10 protein-coding genes and 4 pseudogenes are annotated in these 15,304 nt (G+C 70.5%); 7 read left to right on the top strand and 7 right to left on the bottom strand.

Going from position 1 to position 15,304, the window contains the following annotated elements; all coding sequences use genetic code 11:
• Nucleotides 1-7: 7 nt before the first annotated feature.
• Together V8F63_RS03280 and V8F63_RS03275 are read right to left on the bottom strand one after the other, a co-directional pair.
• The gene (locus tag V8F63_RS03280) at nt 8-547 is read right to left on the bottom strand and encodes a phosphoribosyltransferase family protein (RefSeq protein WP_392354504.1); all 540 of its coding nucleotides are present in this window, start codon (nt 545-547) and stop codon (nt 8-10) included.
• Nucleotides 540-1,403, bottom strand: coding sequence for an MJ0042-type zinc finger domain-containing protein (locus V8F63_RS03275; protein ID WP_392354503.1), 864 nt, complete (start codon nt 1,401-1,403; stop codon nt 540-542). Before V8F63_RS03275 ends, V8F63_RS03280 begins: the two co-directional genes overlap by 8 nt.
• A 69-nt stretch (nt 1,404-1,472) precedes the next feature.
• Here V8F63_RS03275 and V8F63_RS03270 point away from each other — a divergent pair, with 69 nt between their 5' ends.
• The 5 genes and pseudogenes from V8F63_RS03270 (at nt 1,473) to V8F63_RS03250 (ending at nt 5,300) form a co-directional block, all read left to right on the top strand.
• Nucleotides 1,473-2,213: an ATP-binding cassette domain-containing protein gene (locus tag V8F63_RS03270; RefSeq protein WP_392354502.1), complete on the top strand. Its 741-nt coding sequence runs from the start codon at nt 1,473-1,475 to the stop codon at nt 2,211-2,213.
• 64 nt (nt 2,214-2,277) lie between these two features.
• Entirely contained in the window at nt 2,278-3,090 is an 813-nt protein-coding gene (locus V8F63_RS03265) for an ABC transporter permease (RefSeq protein ID WP_392354501.1), read from the top strand.
• A gap of 10 nt (nt 3,091-3,100) precedes the next feature.
• Nucleotides 3,101-3,747 (top strand): annotated as a pseudogene (locus V8F63_RS03260) (YdcF family protein).
• Complete coding sequence (locus V8F63_RS03255) at nt 3,744-4,457, top strand: 1-acyl-sn-glycerol-3-phosphate acyltransferase (RefSeq protein ID WP_253121909.1); 714 nt, start codon at nt 3,744-3,746, stop codon at nt 4,455-4,457. The pseudogene V8F63_RS03260 and the gene V8F63_RS03255 overlap by 4 nt, the downstream one beginning before the upstream one ends.
• Nucleotides 4,458-4,508: 51 nt before the next feature.
• The gene (locus V8F63_RS03250) at nt 4,509-5,300 is read left to right on the top strand and encodes a MipA/OmpV family protein (protein ID WP_392354500.1); all 792 of its coding nucleotides are present in this window, start codon (nt 4,509-4,511) and stop codon (nt 5,298-5,300) included.
• 4 nt (nt 5,301-5,304) lie between these two features.
• On the opposite strand, the gene hisC is transcribed toward V8F63_RS03250, so the two are convergent.
• The 4 genes and pseudogenes from hisC to V8F63_RS03230 form a co-directional block, all read right to left on the bottom strand.
• Nucleotides 5,305-6,420, bottom strand: a complete 1,116-nt coding sequence (hisC, locus tag V8F63_RS03245) for a histidinol-phosphate transaminase (RefSeq protein ID WP_392354499.1) — start codon at nt 6,418-6,420, stop codon at nt 5,305-5,307.
• 30 nt (nt 6,421-6,450) lie between these two features.
• Complete coding sequence (locus tag V8F63_RS03240; protein ID WP_392354498.1) at nt 6,451-7,143, bottom strand: hypothetical protein; 693 nt, start codon at nt 7,141-7,143, stop codon at nt 6,451-6,453.
• A 13-nt stretch (nt 7,144-7,156) separates the two neighbouring features.
• The gene (locus V8F63_RS03235; RefSeq protein ID WP_392354497.1) at nt 7,157-8,215 is read right to left on the bottom strand and encodes a DUF2125 domain-containing protein; all 1,059 of its coding nucleotides are present in this window, start codon (nt 8,213-8,215) and stop codon (nt 7,157-7,159) included.
• A 75-nt stretch (nt 8,216-8,290) separates the two neighbouring features.
• Nucleotides 8,291-11,019: pseudogene (locus V8F63_RS03230) on the bottom strand (ATP-dependent DNA helicase).
• A gap of 295 nt (nt 11,020-11,314) precedes the next feature.
• On the opposite strand from V8F63_RS03230, the pseudogene V8F63_RS03225 reads away from it, so the two are divergent.
• Nucleotides 11,315-13,856 (top strand): annotated as a pseudogene (locus tag V8F63_RS03225) (ligase-associated DNA damage response DEXH box helicase).
• 165 nt (nt 13,857-14,021) lie between these two features.
• Nucleotides 14,022-14,751, top strand: a pseudogene (gene pdeM, locus V8F63_RS03220) (ligase-associated DNA damage response endonuclease PdeM).
• A 30-nt stretch (nt 14,752-14,781) separates the two neighbouring features.
• Here pdeM and V8F63_RS03215 read toward each other — a convergent pair.
• On the bottom strand, nt 14,782-15,270 hold the full coding sequence (locus tag V8F63_RS03215; RefSeq protein ID WP_025976636.1) for an Lrp/AsnC family transcriptional regulator: 489 nt from the start codon (nt 15,268-15,270) through the stop codon (nt 14,782-14,784).
• Between the last annotated feature and the right edge of the window lie 34 nt (nt 15,271-15,304).

Below are 15,304 nucleotides of genomic sequence, written 5' to 3'. Positions count from 1 at the left end.
CTACAGTCTAGTCCAGGGCGCAGATGTCCGGCAGGCCGCGCATCCCGCCCGCGTGGTCCAGGCCATAGCCGACCAGGAAGCGGTTCGGCGCCTCCCAGCCGACGAAGTCGGGCTCGGGGGCGCGGGGCTTGGGCCAGGGCTTGCGGGCGAAGACGCAGGTCAGCACCTCGGCCGCGCCCGCCTCCTTGGTGATGCGGACCGCCTCGGCCAGCGACAGGCCGGTGTCGAACACATCGTCCAAGATCAGCACCTTCTTGCCGGTCAGCGGGCGCTGATAGGGGGCGCGAACCTCGATCCGGCCCCGGCTGGTCTGCTCGTCGCCGTAGGAAGCCAGCCACAGGGCGTCGAAGCGGACGTTGCGGCCTTCGCGCGACAGGGCGCGGGTCAGGTCGGCGGCGAACCACAGCCCGCCGGTCAGCAGGACGACGGCCACCGTATCATCGTCGACATGAGGGGCGATGCGTCGCGCCAGATTAGCCACGACGGCCTCGATCTCGGCCTGGGACAGGAGGACAGCGGGAGCGAGCGTCGATGGGGTGTCAGCCATGCCTCGCCGATACCCCTTCTGCGACGTCGGTGTCGAGAGGCGAGGGCGCCGGGCCAACGTCGAGGGCGCCCAGACGACGCAGGCCCCCGTCTTCGCGCGCGGCGGGTTCAGGGCGGGCGGTCTTGTCGGCGGCGCGCGGGGGCGCCTTGCGCACGGGCTCAAGGACGAACCTGGTCGTTATGCCGGCGGCCTTGCCTTGAGGATCGCCGATGACTGTGGCGAAGCCCTGCGCCTGGCCGGGCAGGGTAGGGGGCCAGTCCGGGCGCACCACGCGACTGGCGATCTCGACGCCGCGCTCATCCTGCAAGATCACGCGGATGGGGGGCGACGACACCTCGGTGTCGCGGATGTTGCGCACGGCGCCGGAGACGATGATCCGGCCGGGATCATGCGGCGCCACCCGCGCCCGCTGTGCTTCGAACTCCAGCCCGACGATGTTCACCTCAAGCCCCAGCGCGCCATAGGCGCCCGCCGTCGCCGGAAATTTGCGGACGATCTCCTCACGGAACAGGACGCCGCCGCCGAGCAGCCCCAGCACCACCGCCGCCGCCGCCGCCCAGGCTGCGCCCGCAGCCGCCGCCTGCCGTGTGCGGCGCTTGCGCTCGGCCCTGGCGCGGAAGGCGCGCGGCAGTTCGGGCGCGGGCGTCTCGGCCAGACTGTCAGGCAGGGTTTCGGGCGAAGCGTCTTCGCCGGCGCTCAGGCCTTTCGTCGCCGGTTCCAGCTCCAGCGGCGCATCTTCCAGGCTGGCGCGCCAGTCGTGGCCGCAGGCCTTGCAGCGCACGCGGCGGCCGTTGGGGCCGATCGCTTCATCGGCAACAAAATAGCTGGTGGCGCAGGCGGGACAGGTCAGTATCATGTCAGCTGACTGTGAGGCTTATCGCCCCCTCCTGTCGCGGCGCAACGCCCCGGTCCAATACGAAACCCTATGCCCGATCCGATTTGCCGCGCCGCCGACCCTGATTCCGCGCCTGACGCCGTCCGCCTCAGAGGCGTGGGCTTCGGCTATGGGGGCCGACCCGCCGTGCTGCGGGACGTTAACCTTAGTCTGCCAAACGGCTCTTTCCACTTCCTTACCGGACCTTCGGGGGCGGGCAAGTCCTCGCTGCTGCGGCTGCTGACTTTGGCGGCGCGGCCCCAGGCGGGACGAATCAGCCTGTTCGGCCAGGACGTGACCCACCTGCCCCGGCGCGAGGTCCCGGCGCTGCGACGCCGCATGGGTGTGATCTTTCAGGATTTCCGACTGCTGGACCACCTGTCGGCCTTCGACAATGCGGCTCTGCCGCTGCGCTTGGCGGGCGAGCGCCCGGCCGAGTACGCCGCCGACGTGCAGGAGATGCTGCGCTGGGTCGGTCTGGGCGGTCGGCTGGACGCCCTGCCGCCCACCCTGTCCGGCGGCGAGAAGCAGCGTCTGGCCATCGCCCGCGCCGTGGTGGCGCGGCCGCGCCTGATCCTGGCCGACGAGCCGACCGGCAGCGTCGACCGGCCGATGGGCGAGAAGCTGATGCGGCTGTTCCAGTCGCTGAACAAACTGGGCGCCACCGTGCTGATCGCCAGTCACGACGAGGCCCTGGCCGAGCGCAGCGGCGCGGCCGTCCTGCGGCTGGAAGGCGGGCGGCTGACGCAGATCGCGCCGGCTTCATCTGTTGGACCGGAGGCGCAGCCATGATCGGCCGCTTGCGCGACTCCCAACCAGAATTGCTGCCGCGCGAGGCGGGGGTGAACGCTGGCTGGTGGTGGTCATCGCCGTGCTGTGCTTCCTGGCCTCGATCGCCGCTGTCGGGGCGCTGGCCGCCGACCGGGCGGCGCACGGCTGGGCGGGTCACCTTCGCGCCGAGGCGACGGTGCAGGTGCGCCCGCGTGTCGATGAGACCGGCCCCGCCGCCGCCGCCCGCGCCGCCGAGACCCTGGCCGGGGTCAAGGGCGTGGCCGAGGCGCAGGCGATGGACCGCAAGGCGGCCGAGGCTCTGTTGCGGCCCTGGGTGGGGGAGGCGGTGCTGCCCGACCTGCCTCTGCCTTATCTGGTCGTCGTCCGGCTGGACCCCAAGACGCCCGCCAGCGCGCCCAGCCTGAGCCGCGCCCTGGCCGAGGCCGGGCTGGACGCCAGCGTCGACGATCACAGCCTGTGGCGCGGCGAGGTCGAGCGGTCGGCGGGCGTGATCACGGCCCTGGCGGGGGCGGCCTTCCTGCTGATCGCGGCGGCGACGGCGGCGGCGATCGCCTACGCGACCCGCGCGGGCATGGCGGCCCAGGCGGCGGTGATCGAGACGCTGAGCCTGAACGGCGCGTCGGACGGAGCCATCGCCACACTGTTTCAGCGGCGTTTCGGGATTCTTGCGGCGACCGCGGGCGCGGCGGGGGCCGGCCTGGCGGCGCTGATGCTGGCGGCGCTGCGGTTGATCGGGGGTGAAGGCGGACTGACCCCGGCCCTGCCGCTGGCCTTTGGCGACCTGCTGGCGCTGATCGCCTGCCCCTTGCTGGCGGGGGCGGTCGCGGTGCTGGCTGCGCGCCTGACGGCGCTGGCGAAGCTGGGCGGGCGTCGCTAGTTAGTTAAGCATGAAGTTCCTGACGCTGATCGCCGTGGTGGCGCTGATGTGGCTGACGGGCCTGTTCGTCTTCGCCGAGCGGGTTCGCGGTCTGACGCCTGCGCCGGAGCCGGCGCGGGCGGACGCCATTGTCTCCCTGACCGGCCCCTCGGCCGAGCGCGTCAACGCCGCCATCCGCCTGTTGGAGCAGGGCAAGGGCGACCGGCTGCTGATCTCGGGCGTCAATCGGGAGGTGCGTCGCCAGGAGCTGCGCGCCCTGACGCCGGGGTCCAAGAAGCTGTTCAACTGCTGCGTCGACCTGGGCTTTGAGGCCGAGAACACCGTCGGCAACGCCCAGGAGATCGCCTCTTGGGCGCGGGCCAAGGGTTATGACGACCTGATCGTCGTCACCTCGGACTATCACATGCCGCGCAGCCTGATGGAGATTCGCGGCGCGGCGCCCGGCGTGCGCCTGACCCCCACGCCATCTCGACGCCGTCGCTGGACACCCCGTCGTGGTGGCGCGCGACCGAGACCGCCCGGCGCATGACGCTGGAATATATGAAATACCTGGCCGTCCTGGGCCGCGAGGGGATGCATCGCCTGACCGGGCGTCACCCGGAACGCCCCGGTCCCGCCGCACCCGACGCCTCAGACCCCCGCAAGGCCGCCGCATGACGACCGTTCGATCCCTGCTTTTCACCCTGTGGCTGTATCTGTCGATGCCGCTGTTCGCGGTCTTGCTGTCGCCGGCCCTGCTGATGCCGCACGGGGCGGCGATGGGGGTGATCAAGATGTGGGCGCGGTTCGTCCTGTTCGGCCTGCGCTGGATCGCCGGGGTCAAGGTCGAGGTGCGGGGCCTCGAGCATCGTCCCAACGGCCCGGCCCTGATCGCGGCCAAGCACCAGGGGATGCTGGACGTCATCGCCCCCTTCGCCTTCCTCGACGACGCCTGTTTCGTCATGAAGAAGGAGCTGATGCCACTGCCCTTCTTCGGCTGGTTCGCCTGGAAGACGAAGATGATCGCCGTGGACCGCGCCGCCCACGCCAAGGCGCTGAAGGCCATGGTGCGCCAGACCCGCGCTCGCCTGGCCGAGGGCCGTCAGATCCTGATCTTCCCCGAAGGCACGCGCACGACGCCGGGCGAACCGGCCGACTACAAGCCCGGGGTCGCCGCCATCTATCGCGACGTGGACGCGCCCTGCTGGCCCGTCGCCACCAACTCGGGCGTTCACTGGCCGGCGCACGGCTTCAAACGCTACCCGGGCACGGTGGTGTTCGAGTTCCTGCCGCCGATCCCGGCGGGTCTGAAGCGGGTCGAGTTCATGAAGCAGTTGGAAAGCCGGATCGAAGACGCCTCGACCGCCTTGTTGCCGCCCAGAACCTAGGCTTTGGAGGGCGGGTCCCTATATCATCAGCTGTTGACCTAGGCCCCGCTCATGATTTCACGCTCCGCCTTTCGCATCGCCCTGCTGACCGCCATCCTAGGGAGCTTGCCGGCTGTCGCCTCTGCGCAGTCACAGCCGTTCCAGCCGCTGGAAGCGCCGCAGACGTGGAAGGTCGACATCGGCGGCGGCTTTGTCCGGGGCTTCAGCGTTTCGGGCGACAAGTCCGAGGATTTCAACTTCACCGCCTGGGGCTCGGCCTCCTATCGCGACATCGTCTACGCCAACGGCCTGGACGGACTGGGCTGGAACGCGGTCAAGCGCGACGGCTTCCATGCGGGCGTTCAGTTGCGTCCGCGCTTTGCAGCGGGCGACATCGAGGGCCTGGACCGGCCCGGCTACGGCGCCGATGCGGCCCTTTACGCCTTCAAACGTCTGCCGGGCAATGTCGTGGTCGGAGGCCGCATCCAGCATGACGCCACCGGCGACGACGCCGGTCTTGAGTACTACGGCTCGGTCAGCCACCAGCGCGTGACGCCCGTCGGCCTGTTGCAGACGATGGCCTATATGCGCGGCGGCAGCGACGCGCGCGTCCAGCGCTATTACGGCGTCACCGCTCAGCAAGCCGCCAATACCGACTATGCCGCCTTCACGCCGTCGGGCGGACTGTCGGCCGCAGGCGCCGCAGCCATGCTGGCCGTGCCGATCGGCGACCGTTACGGCGTCGGCGCCTTCGTCAACTACGAACAGCGTCTGGGCGACATCAAGGACAGCCCGTTGATCGAGGACGACTACGTCTGGCGCGCCGGGGTCATCGGCGTGGTGCGCTTCAACAGCGGCGGCTGAGGCTTCAGCCCGCCGCGAACTCGCTGAGGGCGTCCAGGAAGGCGCGGTTCTGATCCTCGGTCCCGATCGTCACTCGCAGGCAATCGGGCAGGCCATAGCTGCCTACGCCGCGCACGATGATCCCCTTAGCCTGCAGATAGTCCTGCGCCGCCGAAGCCGGGCGTTTCGCATCGGGGAAGCGGATCAGGATGAAGTTGCCCGAAGCCGGAAAGACCTCGAAACCGAAGCCCTTGATCGCCTGGGTCAGGCGCGGCCGCCACTCGGCCACCAGATCGCGCGAGGCCCTCTGGTGCGCTTCGTCGCCCTGGGCGGCGATGGCCGCCTCGATGCCGGGCAGGGAGACGTTGAACGGCAGACGGATGCGGTCGATCGCCTGCTCCACCGCCAGCGGCGCATAGCCATAGCCGACCCGCAGACCGCCCAGCCCGTGCAGCTTGGAGAAGGTGCGGGTGACGACGATGTTGGGCGCCGTGCGCGCCAGATCGAAGGCGCTCTCCCAGTCCGGCTCGGTCACGAACTCGGCGTAGGCTTCGTCGATCACCAGGATGACGTGCGGCGGCAGGCCGGCGTGCAGGCGGCGGATTTCCTCGCCCGTGGCGTAGCTGCCGGTTGGATTGGCCGGGTTCGACAGATAGACCAGCTTGGTCCGCTCATCGACCAGAGCCAGCATGGCGTCGACGTCCGCGCGCAGCTCCGGCTCGGCCGCCAGCTTGACCTCGGCCTGACAGGCGCGGGCCGAAATCTGGTAGGCGACAAAGGCGTACTGGCTGGTGACGATGTTGTCCCCGGCCTCCAGATAGGTCTGGTTCAGCAGGGCGAAGACCTCGTCCGACCCATTGCCGAAGATCAGCCGCTCGGGCTCCAGCCCGTGCGCCTCGGCCACCACGGCGCGCAGGCGGTCGGCCCGGCCGTCGGGATAGAGGTGGATCGAAGAGGCGGCGGCGGCGAAGGCCTCGCGCGCCTTCTCGCCCGCGCCCAGCGCGTTTTCGTTGGACGACAGCTTGATCGGTTTGGCCACGCCCGCGATGGCGCTCTTGCCGCCGACGTAGGGGGCGATGTCCAGCAGGCCGCGCTTGGGTTGTGGCGCGCCGTCGGACGGCGCCTGGTTCGCTTCGGTCATGCGCGCGTCATCCCCTGCCGGCAGCCATGGTCAAAAGACGGGAGCGGCGCCGATGACGCCGGTCAGGCCGCCGGGCGCGCCGTCCAGCCTGATGTCTTCAGCCTGCACATAGCCTGTCAGGACGAACAGCTTCAACCCGCCTCCGCCCGATAGAAATTCGGCCGCCAGACCGGCCTGAGACAGGGCCTCGACGATGCGAGCGTCCGGCCATGCGCTGTCGGTGACCCAGAAGGTGCGGTCGTCGCCCGTCGGCCCCGGAGCCTCGGTTCCGACCATCAGGGCGCGCGGAGCTCCAGCCGCGTCATCGGGCAGGGCGGCGATGACCTTCAGCATGGGCAAAGCCAACAGCCGCCCCCACCACGGCCGCGCCGACAGATCGATCAGGGCGCGCGCCTTCTTCGCCGCCCCGTCGCGCACGGCGAGCAGCGCCTGATCCGCCTCGGACATCGGCCGCGCCGCCAGGCCCCAGCGATCGGCCGCCAGCATTTGCGACAGCGCCCCACAGGCGATCAGGGGGCGTCCGTCCGCCGCCTCCAGCCGCCCCAACACCGCGCGCACCGCCGCCTTTTCGGACAAGCTCATCCCCGACAGAGTTGCGCGCTGGGCGATGGCGTCGCCGTCAACTGAGCCGCGCGGCCCCGCCGCCAGCCGGGCGCGAGCGGCCTTGGCCACGGCGCGTTCCAGCGCCAGGCGTTCCTCGTCGGCGGGCGGCTCGATCAGCATGACAGGGGCAGCCTCAGAACAGCTGCGGCGCAGGGGCCAGGGCGAACGGCCCCAGATAGGTGCGGCCGCCGCGAAACTGGATGGCCAGCTCCACGCCTTGACCGCCGTCGCCGGTTCCGCCCTGAGGCGTGGCCGCGGCGGCCTTTGCGGCGGCGGCGCGATCCAGCGCCCCGCCCTGCTGGGCGCCCGCCAGGCCGACGATGGCCGCCAGCGGCTTCTCGGCGCGCACGAAGACCTCGCCTTCCAGCTGGCCCTTGGCGTCCGCCGACAGGGCGTCGCTGGAGACGAAGGCCTTGCTCTCGCCCGCCTGAAGCTGGCCCTTCACGTCGATGAAGCGCCCGCCCGCCGCCGTCCAGGCGCTCAGCAATCCCTTGGCGTCCGCGCCTTTGCGCAGGGCCGAGGCCTTTTCGATCACCGCCTCGATCTGGGCGTTCAGCATTCCCGACTGGGTGAAGCCCTCGACCGGGCCGTTGGCGCGGCCCTCGCCGTCGACCAAGCGGAACAGCACATCCACGTCGTCGGTCGGCGTGTCCGAGCCGACCAGATGCGGCCGCATGTAGAACTGCACCAGACGCGCCTGTTTCAGCGGGAAGGGCTCGGCGTCCGGCAGGGCGGTGAAGACCGGCTTCTCCAGCTCCAGCGCCAGATTGGGCCAGCGCTGGGTCAGGCCGTGCACGCTCATGCGGATGCCCTCGGCGCGGATCGCCGTCTTGCCCTTCTGCGCGCGCGTGACCGTCAGGCCGTCCGGCGCCGCCAGCACCCAGCGCGTGGGGTTATAGGCGTTGGCCTGAGCGATCATCTCGGGCGCCGCGATCGCATGACCGGACGGGGCGACGACGTCCAGGTGTTTGATCGTCACCCGCGCGTGCATCGGCCATCCCGTGGTGGAGATTCCGGCGTGTTCGATGGTCCAGCCGCTCTGCTGCAGCCCGGCGATCTTGCCCTCCATCCGCCGCTCGATCTGCTGCGTCAGGAAGAACCACCAGCCGGTCCACAGAACGAGGAGGACGGCGACGATGGCGAAGGGAATGATCAGTCCCTTGCGGCTGTGATGCGGGGCGGCGTCGGTCATGCAATCTCCGGATTTGCGCCCCTATAGCGCATGGACCGGGGGCGCCATAAGGGCGAAGGCGGCGCCGGTTCGCGGCTAGGCTTCATCGGACGATGATGAAGATGAAGCGAGGAACGCCTTGGTCAACTCCACCGTCTCGGCCAGCCCCAACCGCAGCACCTCCGTGCCCGGCGGCAGAGCGGCGAAGAGGCGGGTGGGGCAGGCGGCGTCCAGCATGACGAAGACGCCCCGGTCGTCCGCCCGGCGAATCAGGCGACCAAACGCCTGAGCGATCCGCCCGCGCGCCAGGGCGTCGTCCCAGGAGCGCCCGCCCGAGCCCGTGCCGAACCGTTCGCGCCGCGCCTTGTGCAGCAGGTCCGGGCGCGGCCAGGGCACGCGGTCAAAGGCCAGAACGCGTAAGGAGCGCCCAGGCACGTCCACGCCGTCCCTGACCGCATCGGTGCCCAGCAGGCAGCTGTCCCGCTCGGCGCGGAAAACATCGACCAGCGCCCCGACCTCCAGCGGATCGACGTGCTGGGCGTAGAGCGGCAGGCCCGCCCGCGCCAGCTCCGGCCCCAGCCGTTCATAGACCGCCTTCAACCGACGGATGGCGGTGAACAGCCCTAAGCCTCCGCCGCCCGCCGCCAGGAATAGTTCGCGCATGGCCGCCGCGATCTGGCGCGGGTCGTCCTTGACCAGATCATTGACGACGATGACCCGGCTGTTGGTCGCATAGTCGAACGGGCTGTCCACCTTCAGCGTCCGCGCCGGTTCGATCAGGCGCGCCGCGCCGGTGCGCAGACGGGCCAGGTCAAAGGGGTCATCGGCCGCCGGATCGGACAGGGTGGCGCTGGTCACCAGCACCCCGTGCGAGGGCATGACCACCGCCGCCTCCAGCGGCACGGTCGGGTCGATCCAGTGACGACGCAAGGCCACGTCGTGGATGCGGCCGAACGCGGCCTCCGCGCTCAGCCAGTCGACGTAATCGGGATCGGGCCCCATGTCGCCATCTGGGCCGCCCTCCTCCAGCGCCGCCAGCATGGAGCGCCAGCCGGGCAGGGTCATGCGCGCGCGCCGGTCCATGCCGCGCAGCGCCCCTCGATGCGGGCGCGGGCGGCGCCGTCCAACTCGGCCGCCTCCTCGTCGAGGATGTCTTCCAGATGGCGCGACAGGGTCAGCAGCGGCGCCTCGAGGTCGGCGATGGCCTTGGCCGCCTCGCGCGCGGCCGCCAGCACCGGCTCGGTGACCGGATGCAGCGGGCACTCCAGGCCGAACTCGGTCCCGCCGCTCTCGGCGGCGCGAGCGCGCAGTTGCTCCAGCGCCGCCACCAGGAAGCGCTCGATCGGGCCGATGGGGTTCACTTCGCCGGACGCCGGCGCGATGCGGCCGGACACGCCTTCGCCGGGCAGTTGCGCCGCCGCGCGCAAGGCGTCGGTCAGGGCCGCGCGGGCGGCCTCGTTGTCGGCGCACAGGTCGCCCAGCCGTTGCTCGAGCCCGCGCCCGCGACGGCCGCGTCCCTCCGGCCCGCGGATCCAGCGGCGCAGCTCGGCCGCCTCCTGCCCCGACAGGCAGGCGGAGAAGGCGCTGTCGGCGGCGTCGAACAGGTGGTGGCCCTCGTCGAAGACGATGCGCTTCAGCGCCGCCGTCTCGCCGTCCTGCTTCAGGCCCCGCGCGGTGCGGGCGCCGTCGAAGGCGGCCTGGGTCATCACCAACGCATGATTGGCCACCACCAGATCGGCCCGGCGGCTGGCGCGGATGGTCTTTTCGACAAAGCACAGGCGATAGTGGGGACAGGCGGCGTGGACGCACTCGCCGCGCCGGTCGACCAGATTGGCCGGTCCCGCCTGATGCATGGGCGCGGTCGCATAGAGGCCCGGCAGCCAGCCGGGATAGTCGCCCCCGGTCATGTCGCCGTCGCGGGTATGGGCGGCCCAGCGCGCGGCCAAGGCCATGCCGATCAGGTCGCCGTTGCCCAGCTGCGCCGCCTGCACCATGTCCTGAAGGTTGAGCAGGCACAGGTAGTTCTCGCGCCCCTTCCTCACCACGGTCTTCTTCCGCCGCTCAGCCTCGTCAGGCCACAGGGCGCGGCTCTCGCGGTCGATCTGGCGTTGCAGGGCGCGGGTGTAGGTCGAGATCCAGGCCGCTCCGGCGTTGCGCTCGGCCCACAGACTGGCGGGCGCCAGATAGCCCAGGGTCTTGCCCGTGCCGGTCCCCGCTTCGGCCAGCAGGACGCGCGGGCGCCCCTCCTCGTTGCGGGGCGAGAAGGCGTAAGCCGCCTCGGCCGCATAGTCGGACTGGGCGGGCCGCGTCTCGTCCAGACCCGAGGCCTGAAGCAGCTTGTCCAGACGGATGCGGGCGCTCTCAGAGTCGACGGGGGCCGACCCGGCCTCGCCGCGCGGCGCCTCGTCCTCCCACTCCTGAAGCCGGGCCCAGACGTCGAGGCCCGAGCCGCGTTGCTGGCGGTCGCGCAACGGCCCGGCGCGCAGGGCCTGGAGCACGCGCGGCGCCCAGCCCCAGCCCGCCCGCTCCAGCGTCAGGGCCAGCGCGTAGGCCTCCTCCCGCCCCGGATAGGCGGGCGCGGCCAGTTCGGCCAGCAGGTCGGCGGCGGCGGCGCGCAGGGCGGCGGCCTGCGCCTCGGCGCCCCGCGGCTCCTCGCGCCCCAGGGCCAGCGCCAGCCCGGTGGCCGACGGGGCGCAAAACCGGGCCGGGCGCACGAAGGCGAACAGCTCCAGCGCGTCCAGCATCTGCGCCGAGCGCGGCGGCGGCGCTAGACCCAGCCGCCGCGCCGTCAGCCCGGCGTGGGCGACGATGACCGCGCCGCCCATTAACAGGCCCTCGGCGGCGCCGCGCCCGATCTTCCTCGCCCCTTCATCGTCGCACACGGCCCCGGCCCCGGGCGGCGTGGCCAGCGCGGGGGGCAGGTCGAACGTCAGGGACGGAACGGTCCGGATGTCGGCGGATTCAACAGTCACCCTCGCTCAATAGCGCCAGAGATGATGAAACGGAACGGGAACATGTTATAGGCCTGTCGTGACGACGCCGCGTACTGCAACGCTTCCGCCCCTGTTCGCCGACTGGTTCGCCGGTCGGGGCTGGTCGCCGCGCCGGCATCAGCTGGAGATGGTCGCCGCCGCCGAGGCCGGGGCGCACGCCCTGCTGGTGGCGCCGACGGGCGGGGGCAAGACGCTGGCGGGCTTCCTGCCCAGCCTGATCGACCTGGCCGAACGGGGGCCGCGACCCGAAACCGGGCCGGGCTCGGGCGTTCACACCCTCTATCTGTCGCCGCTGAAGGCCCTGACCACCGACGTCGAGCGCAATCTGATGACGCCCATCCGCGAGATCGGGCTGAACATCCACGTCGAGAGCCGCACCGGCGACACCAAACAGTCGAAGAAGCAGCGCCAGCGCGACTTCCCGCCCGACATCCTTTTGACCACGCCGGAGCAGTTGGCCCTGTTTTGCGCCTGGGAGGGGCGAGGGACTATTTCGCCGACCTGAAATGCGTGGTGCTGGACGAGGTCCACGCCATCTGGAGCGGCAAGCGCGGCGACCTGCTGGCGCTGGGGCTGGCTCGGTTGCAGGCGTTCGCGCCGGGCATGCGGCGGGTGGCGCTGTCGGCGACGGTGGACGATCCGGCAAAGATCGCCGACTGGCTGTCTCCTTCTCCCCTCGGGGAGAAGGTGGGCGGCGGTGCCGCTCGGATGAGGGGGACGCTGAGAACAGACTCGACGCCGCCAGTCTGGATCAGGCCGCCCCCTCACCCGTCTCGCTGCGCGATCCACCTTCTCCCCGAGGGGAGAAGGAGTGCGGGTTGTTTTGGGCGATCCCGGCGCGCCGCCGGTGGTCGACGTGCTGGTCAGCGAAGGCCGCGTGCCTTGGGCCGGCCACACCGGCGTCCACGCCATCCCCGAGGTCTACGACGCCATCCGGCGCGCTGAGGCTCAGCCTGATCTTCGTCAACACCCGCTGGCAGGCCGAGTTCGTCTTCCAGTCGCTGTGGGCGATCAATGAGGACGACCTGCCCATCGCCCTGCACCACGGCTCGCTGGCGGCAGAACAGAGGCGCAAGGTCGAGGCGGCGATGGCGCGCGGCGACCTCAAGGCCGTGGTCTGCACCTCGACGCTGGACCTGGGCATCGACTGGGGCGACGTCGACCTCGTAATCCAGCTGGCGGCGCCCAAGGGGGCCAGTCGGCTGGTGCAGCGCATCGGCCGGGCCAACCACAGGCTGGACGAGCCCTCGCGGGCCCTGATGGTCCCGGCCAGCCGGTTCGAGATGCTGGAATGCCAGGCCGCGCGCGAGGCCGTGGCCGAGAACGCCTTCGACTGGGAGCCGGAGCACACCGGCACGCTGGATACGCTGGCCCAGCACGTCATGGGCTGCGCCTGTTCGGAACCCTTTGATCTGTCGGACCTATACGCCGAAGTGACGACGGCCGGCCCCTATCGCGGCCTGACCTATGAAGCTTTCGAGGAGGTGGTCGATCTGGTCGCCACCGGCGGCTATGCGCTGCGGACCTACGACCGTTTCGCCCGTATCGTGCGCACCCGCGACGGCAAGTGGAAGGTCCGCAACGCCCAGATGGCGCAGCGCCACCGGATGAACGTCGGCGCCATCGTCTCGGCCGCCAATCTCAACGTTCGCGTCGCCGGTCGCAGGGCAGGGGGCAAGCATCTGGTCGCTGGGCGCAAGATCGGCGAGGCCGAGGAATGGTACTTCGAACAGATGACGCCGGGCGACACCTTCGTCTTCGCCGGTCAGGTGTGGGCCTTCCAGGGCATCGCCGGGACCGACGCCCTGGTCGCGCCCGCCGTGGATAAAGACCCGAAGATCCCCTCTTACGGCGGCTCGAAGTTCCCGCTGGGCACCTCCCTGGCCGAGCGGGTGCGGCGCATGGTGCAGGACCGCGATCACTGGCGCGTCCTGCCCTCCGACGTGCAGGAGTGGCTGGAGCTGCAGGAGCTGCGCAGCGCCATTCCTGAAGCCCAGACCCTGCTGGTCGAGACCTTTCCGAGGGGCGCTCGGCATTTCCTGGTCGCCCATCCGTTCGAGGGGCGGCTGGCGCACACGACGCTGGCCATGCTGCTGACCCGGCGACTGGACCGGATGGGCGTCGGCCCGCTGGGCTTTGTGGTGACGGACTATTCGCTGGCGATCTGGTCGATCCGGCCGATGGACGACATCGACCTGGACGCCCTGTTCGAGCCGGACATGCTGGGCGACGATCTGGAGGCCTGGCTGGAGGAGAGCTTCATGATGAAGCGGTCCTTCCGCAACTGCGCCCTGATCTCGGGCCTGATCGAACAGCGCCAGCCGGGAGCCGAGAAGACCGGACGGCAAGTGACGTTTTCAACCGACCTGATCTACGACGTGCTTCGGCGGCACCAGCCTGACCACCTGCTGCTGAGAACGGCGCGCGCGGATGCGGCGACAGGGTTGCTGGACGTGGCGCGGCTGGGTCAGTTGCTGAGCCGCATCCATGGCCGCATCGTGCATAAGGCGCTGGACCGGCCCTCGCCCTTCAGCGTGCCGGTGCTGGTGCAGATCGGTCGTGAACGGGTCGGCGGTGACGCGGCCGAGATGATCCTGGATGAAAGCGCCGAGGCCCTTATCGCCGAAGTCATGGAAGACGCGCCCGAAGCGCTGAAGGGGGCGGCGTGAAGCAATCGTGCGTCCTTTTCCCCTCGGGGGAGAAGGTGGCTTGTGCAGCAAGGCGGATGAGGGGGACGCCAGTTGCGTGGTCGTCTTCTAGCGGCTTGCCTGCGGATACAGCCCCCTCATCCGAGCGGCTCCGCCGCCCACCTTCTCCCCGAGGGGAGAAGGGCGATGAACGACGCCCTGCGCGAAACCCTGTCGCCCTATCGCCATCCCTGCGGCGGGCTGAAGCTGACGGTGAACGGCGAGGCCTGCGTGTTGCGCTGTTCCGGCTCCCTGTGGTTGCCGGGGCGTCAGGCCCTGATCGCCTCGGACCTGCACCTGGAGAAGGGTTCGGCCTTCGCGGCGCGCGGCCAGATGCTGCCGCCCTATGACAGCCCCGCGACCCTGGCCAAGCTCGAGGCCGAGATCGACGCGCTGGACCCGCGCACGGTCGTGCTGCTGGGCGACAGCTTTCATGATTCAAAGGCGGTGTCGCGCATGGACGGCGCCCAGCTGGCGCGGCTGGAGAGGCTGGCGTCCGGGCGCGACTGGGTCTGGCTGGAGGGGAACCATGATCTGGACGCCCTGGCCGGCGCCCTGGACCAGCTGCCGGGCCGGGTGGTCGAGACGATGGCGCTGGGCGGCCTGCATCTGATCCACGAGCCGCAGATCGAGCCGGCGCCCGGAGAGGTCGCGGGCCATCTGCATCCGGCCGCGCGCGTCGCCGCCTACGGCCGGGGGTGCGGCGTCCGTGTTTCGTCACGGACGGGCGGCGGCTGATCATGCCCGCCTTCGGCGCCTTTACCGGGGGCTGGACGTGCGCGATGCGGCGGTGGCGTCCCTGTTCGCGACCGCTCCCTTGGCGGCTCTGCTGGGGCGGGATAAGGTCCACGCCGTCGCCTTCCACCGCCTCAGCTGAGGCGGCGAGGCGCCAGGACGGTGCGGCCGATCAGCCGACGTGCGGCGTGATGATCCCCAGCGGCAGGGTGGTGACGTTCTTCACCCCGCGCGTGACGATGTGGCTCTCGCAATTGGAGACGATGCCCAGCGTCAGCAGCTTGTCGCGCAGGAACTGGTCGAAGGCGTGCATGTCGGTGGTGATGATACGCAGGACATAGTCTTCGCGCCCGGTGATGGTGGCGCACTGCACCACCTCGGGCCAGCCCTCGACGGCTTCTTCGAATATCTGCAGATTGTCGCGCGTCGGCAGGCTCAGCTTGACGATGGCGTAGACCTCGAAGTCCAAGCCCAGAAGTCCGGCGTCCAGCAGCGTGACACGCTTGCGTATCAGGCCAGAGTCCTCCAGTCTCTTGATCCGGCGCCAGCACGGCGACGCCGACAGGCCGACGCGATCAGCCACCTCCGCGACGGACAGGCCTGCGTCCTGCTGAAGGATGTCAAGGATGCGCGCGTCGATGGGGTCGAGTTCGTCGGCCAAAGGCTTTCTCCGAATTTGCTTTCTGCGCAATAAA

This window comes from Brevundimonas sp. LF-1, from assembly GCF_037055305.1.
Lineage (GTDB): Bacteria > Pseudomonadota > Alphaproteobacteria > Caulobacterales > Caulobacteraceae > Brevundimonas > Brevundimonas sanguinis.
Note: the sequence above shows the minus strand (reverse complement) of the source record. Positions and strands in the feature narration are given on the sequence as shown.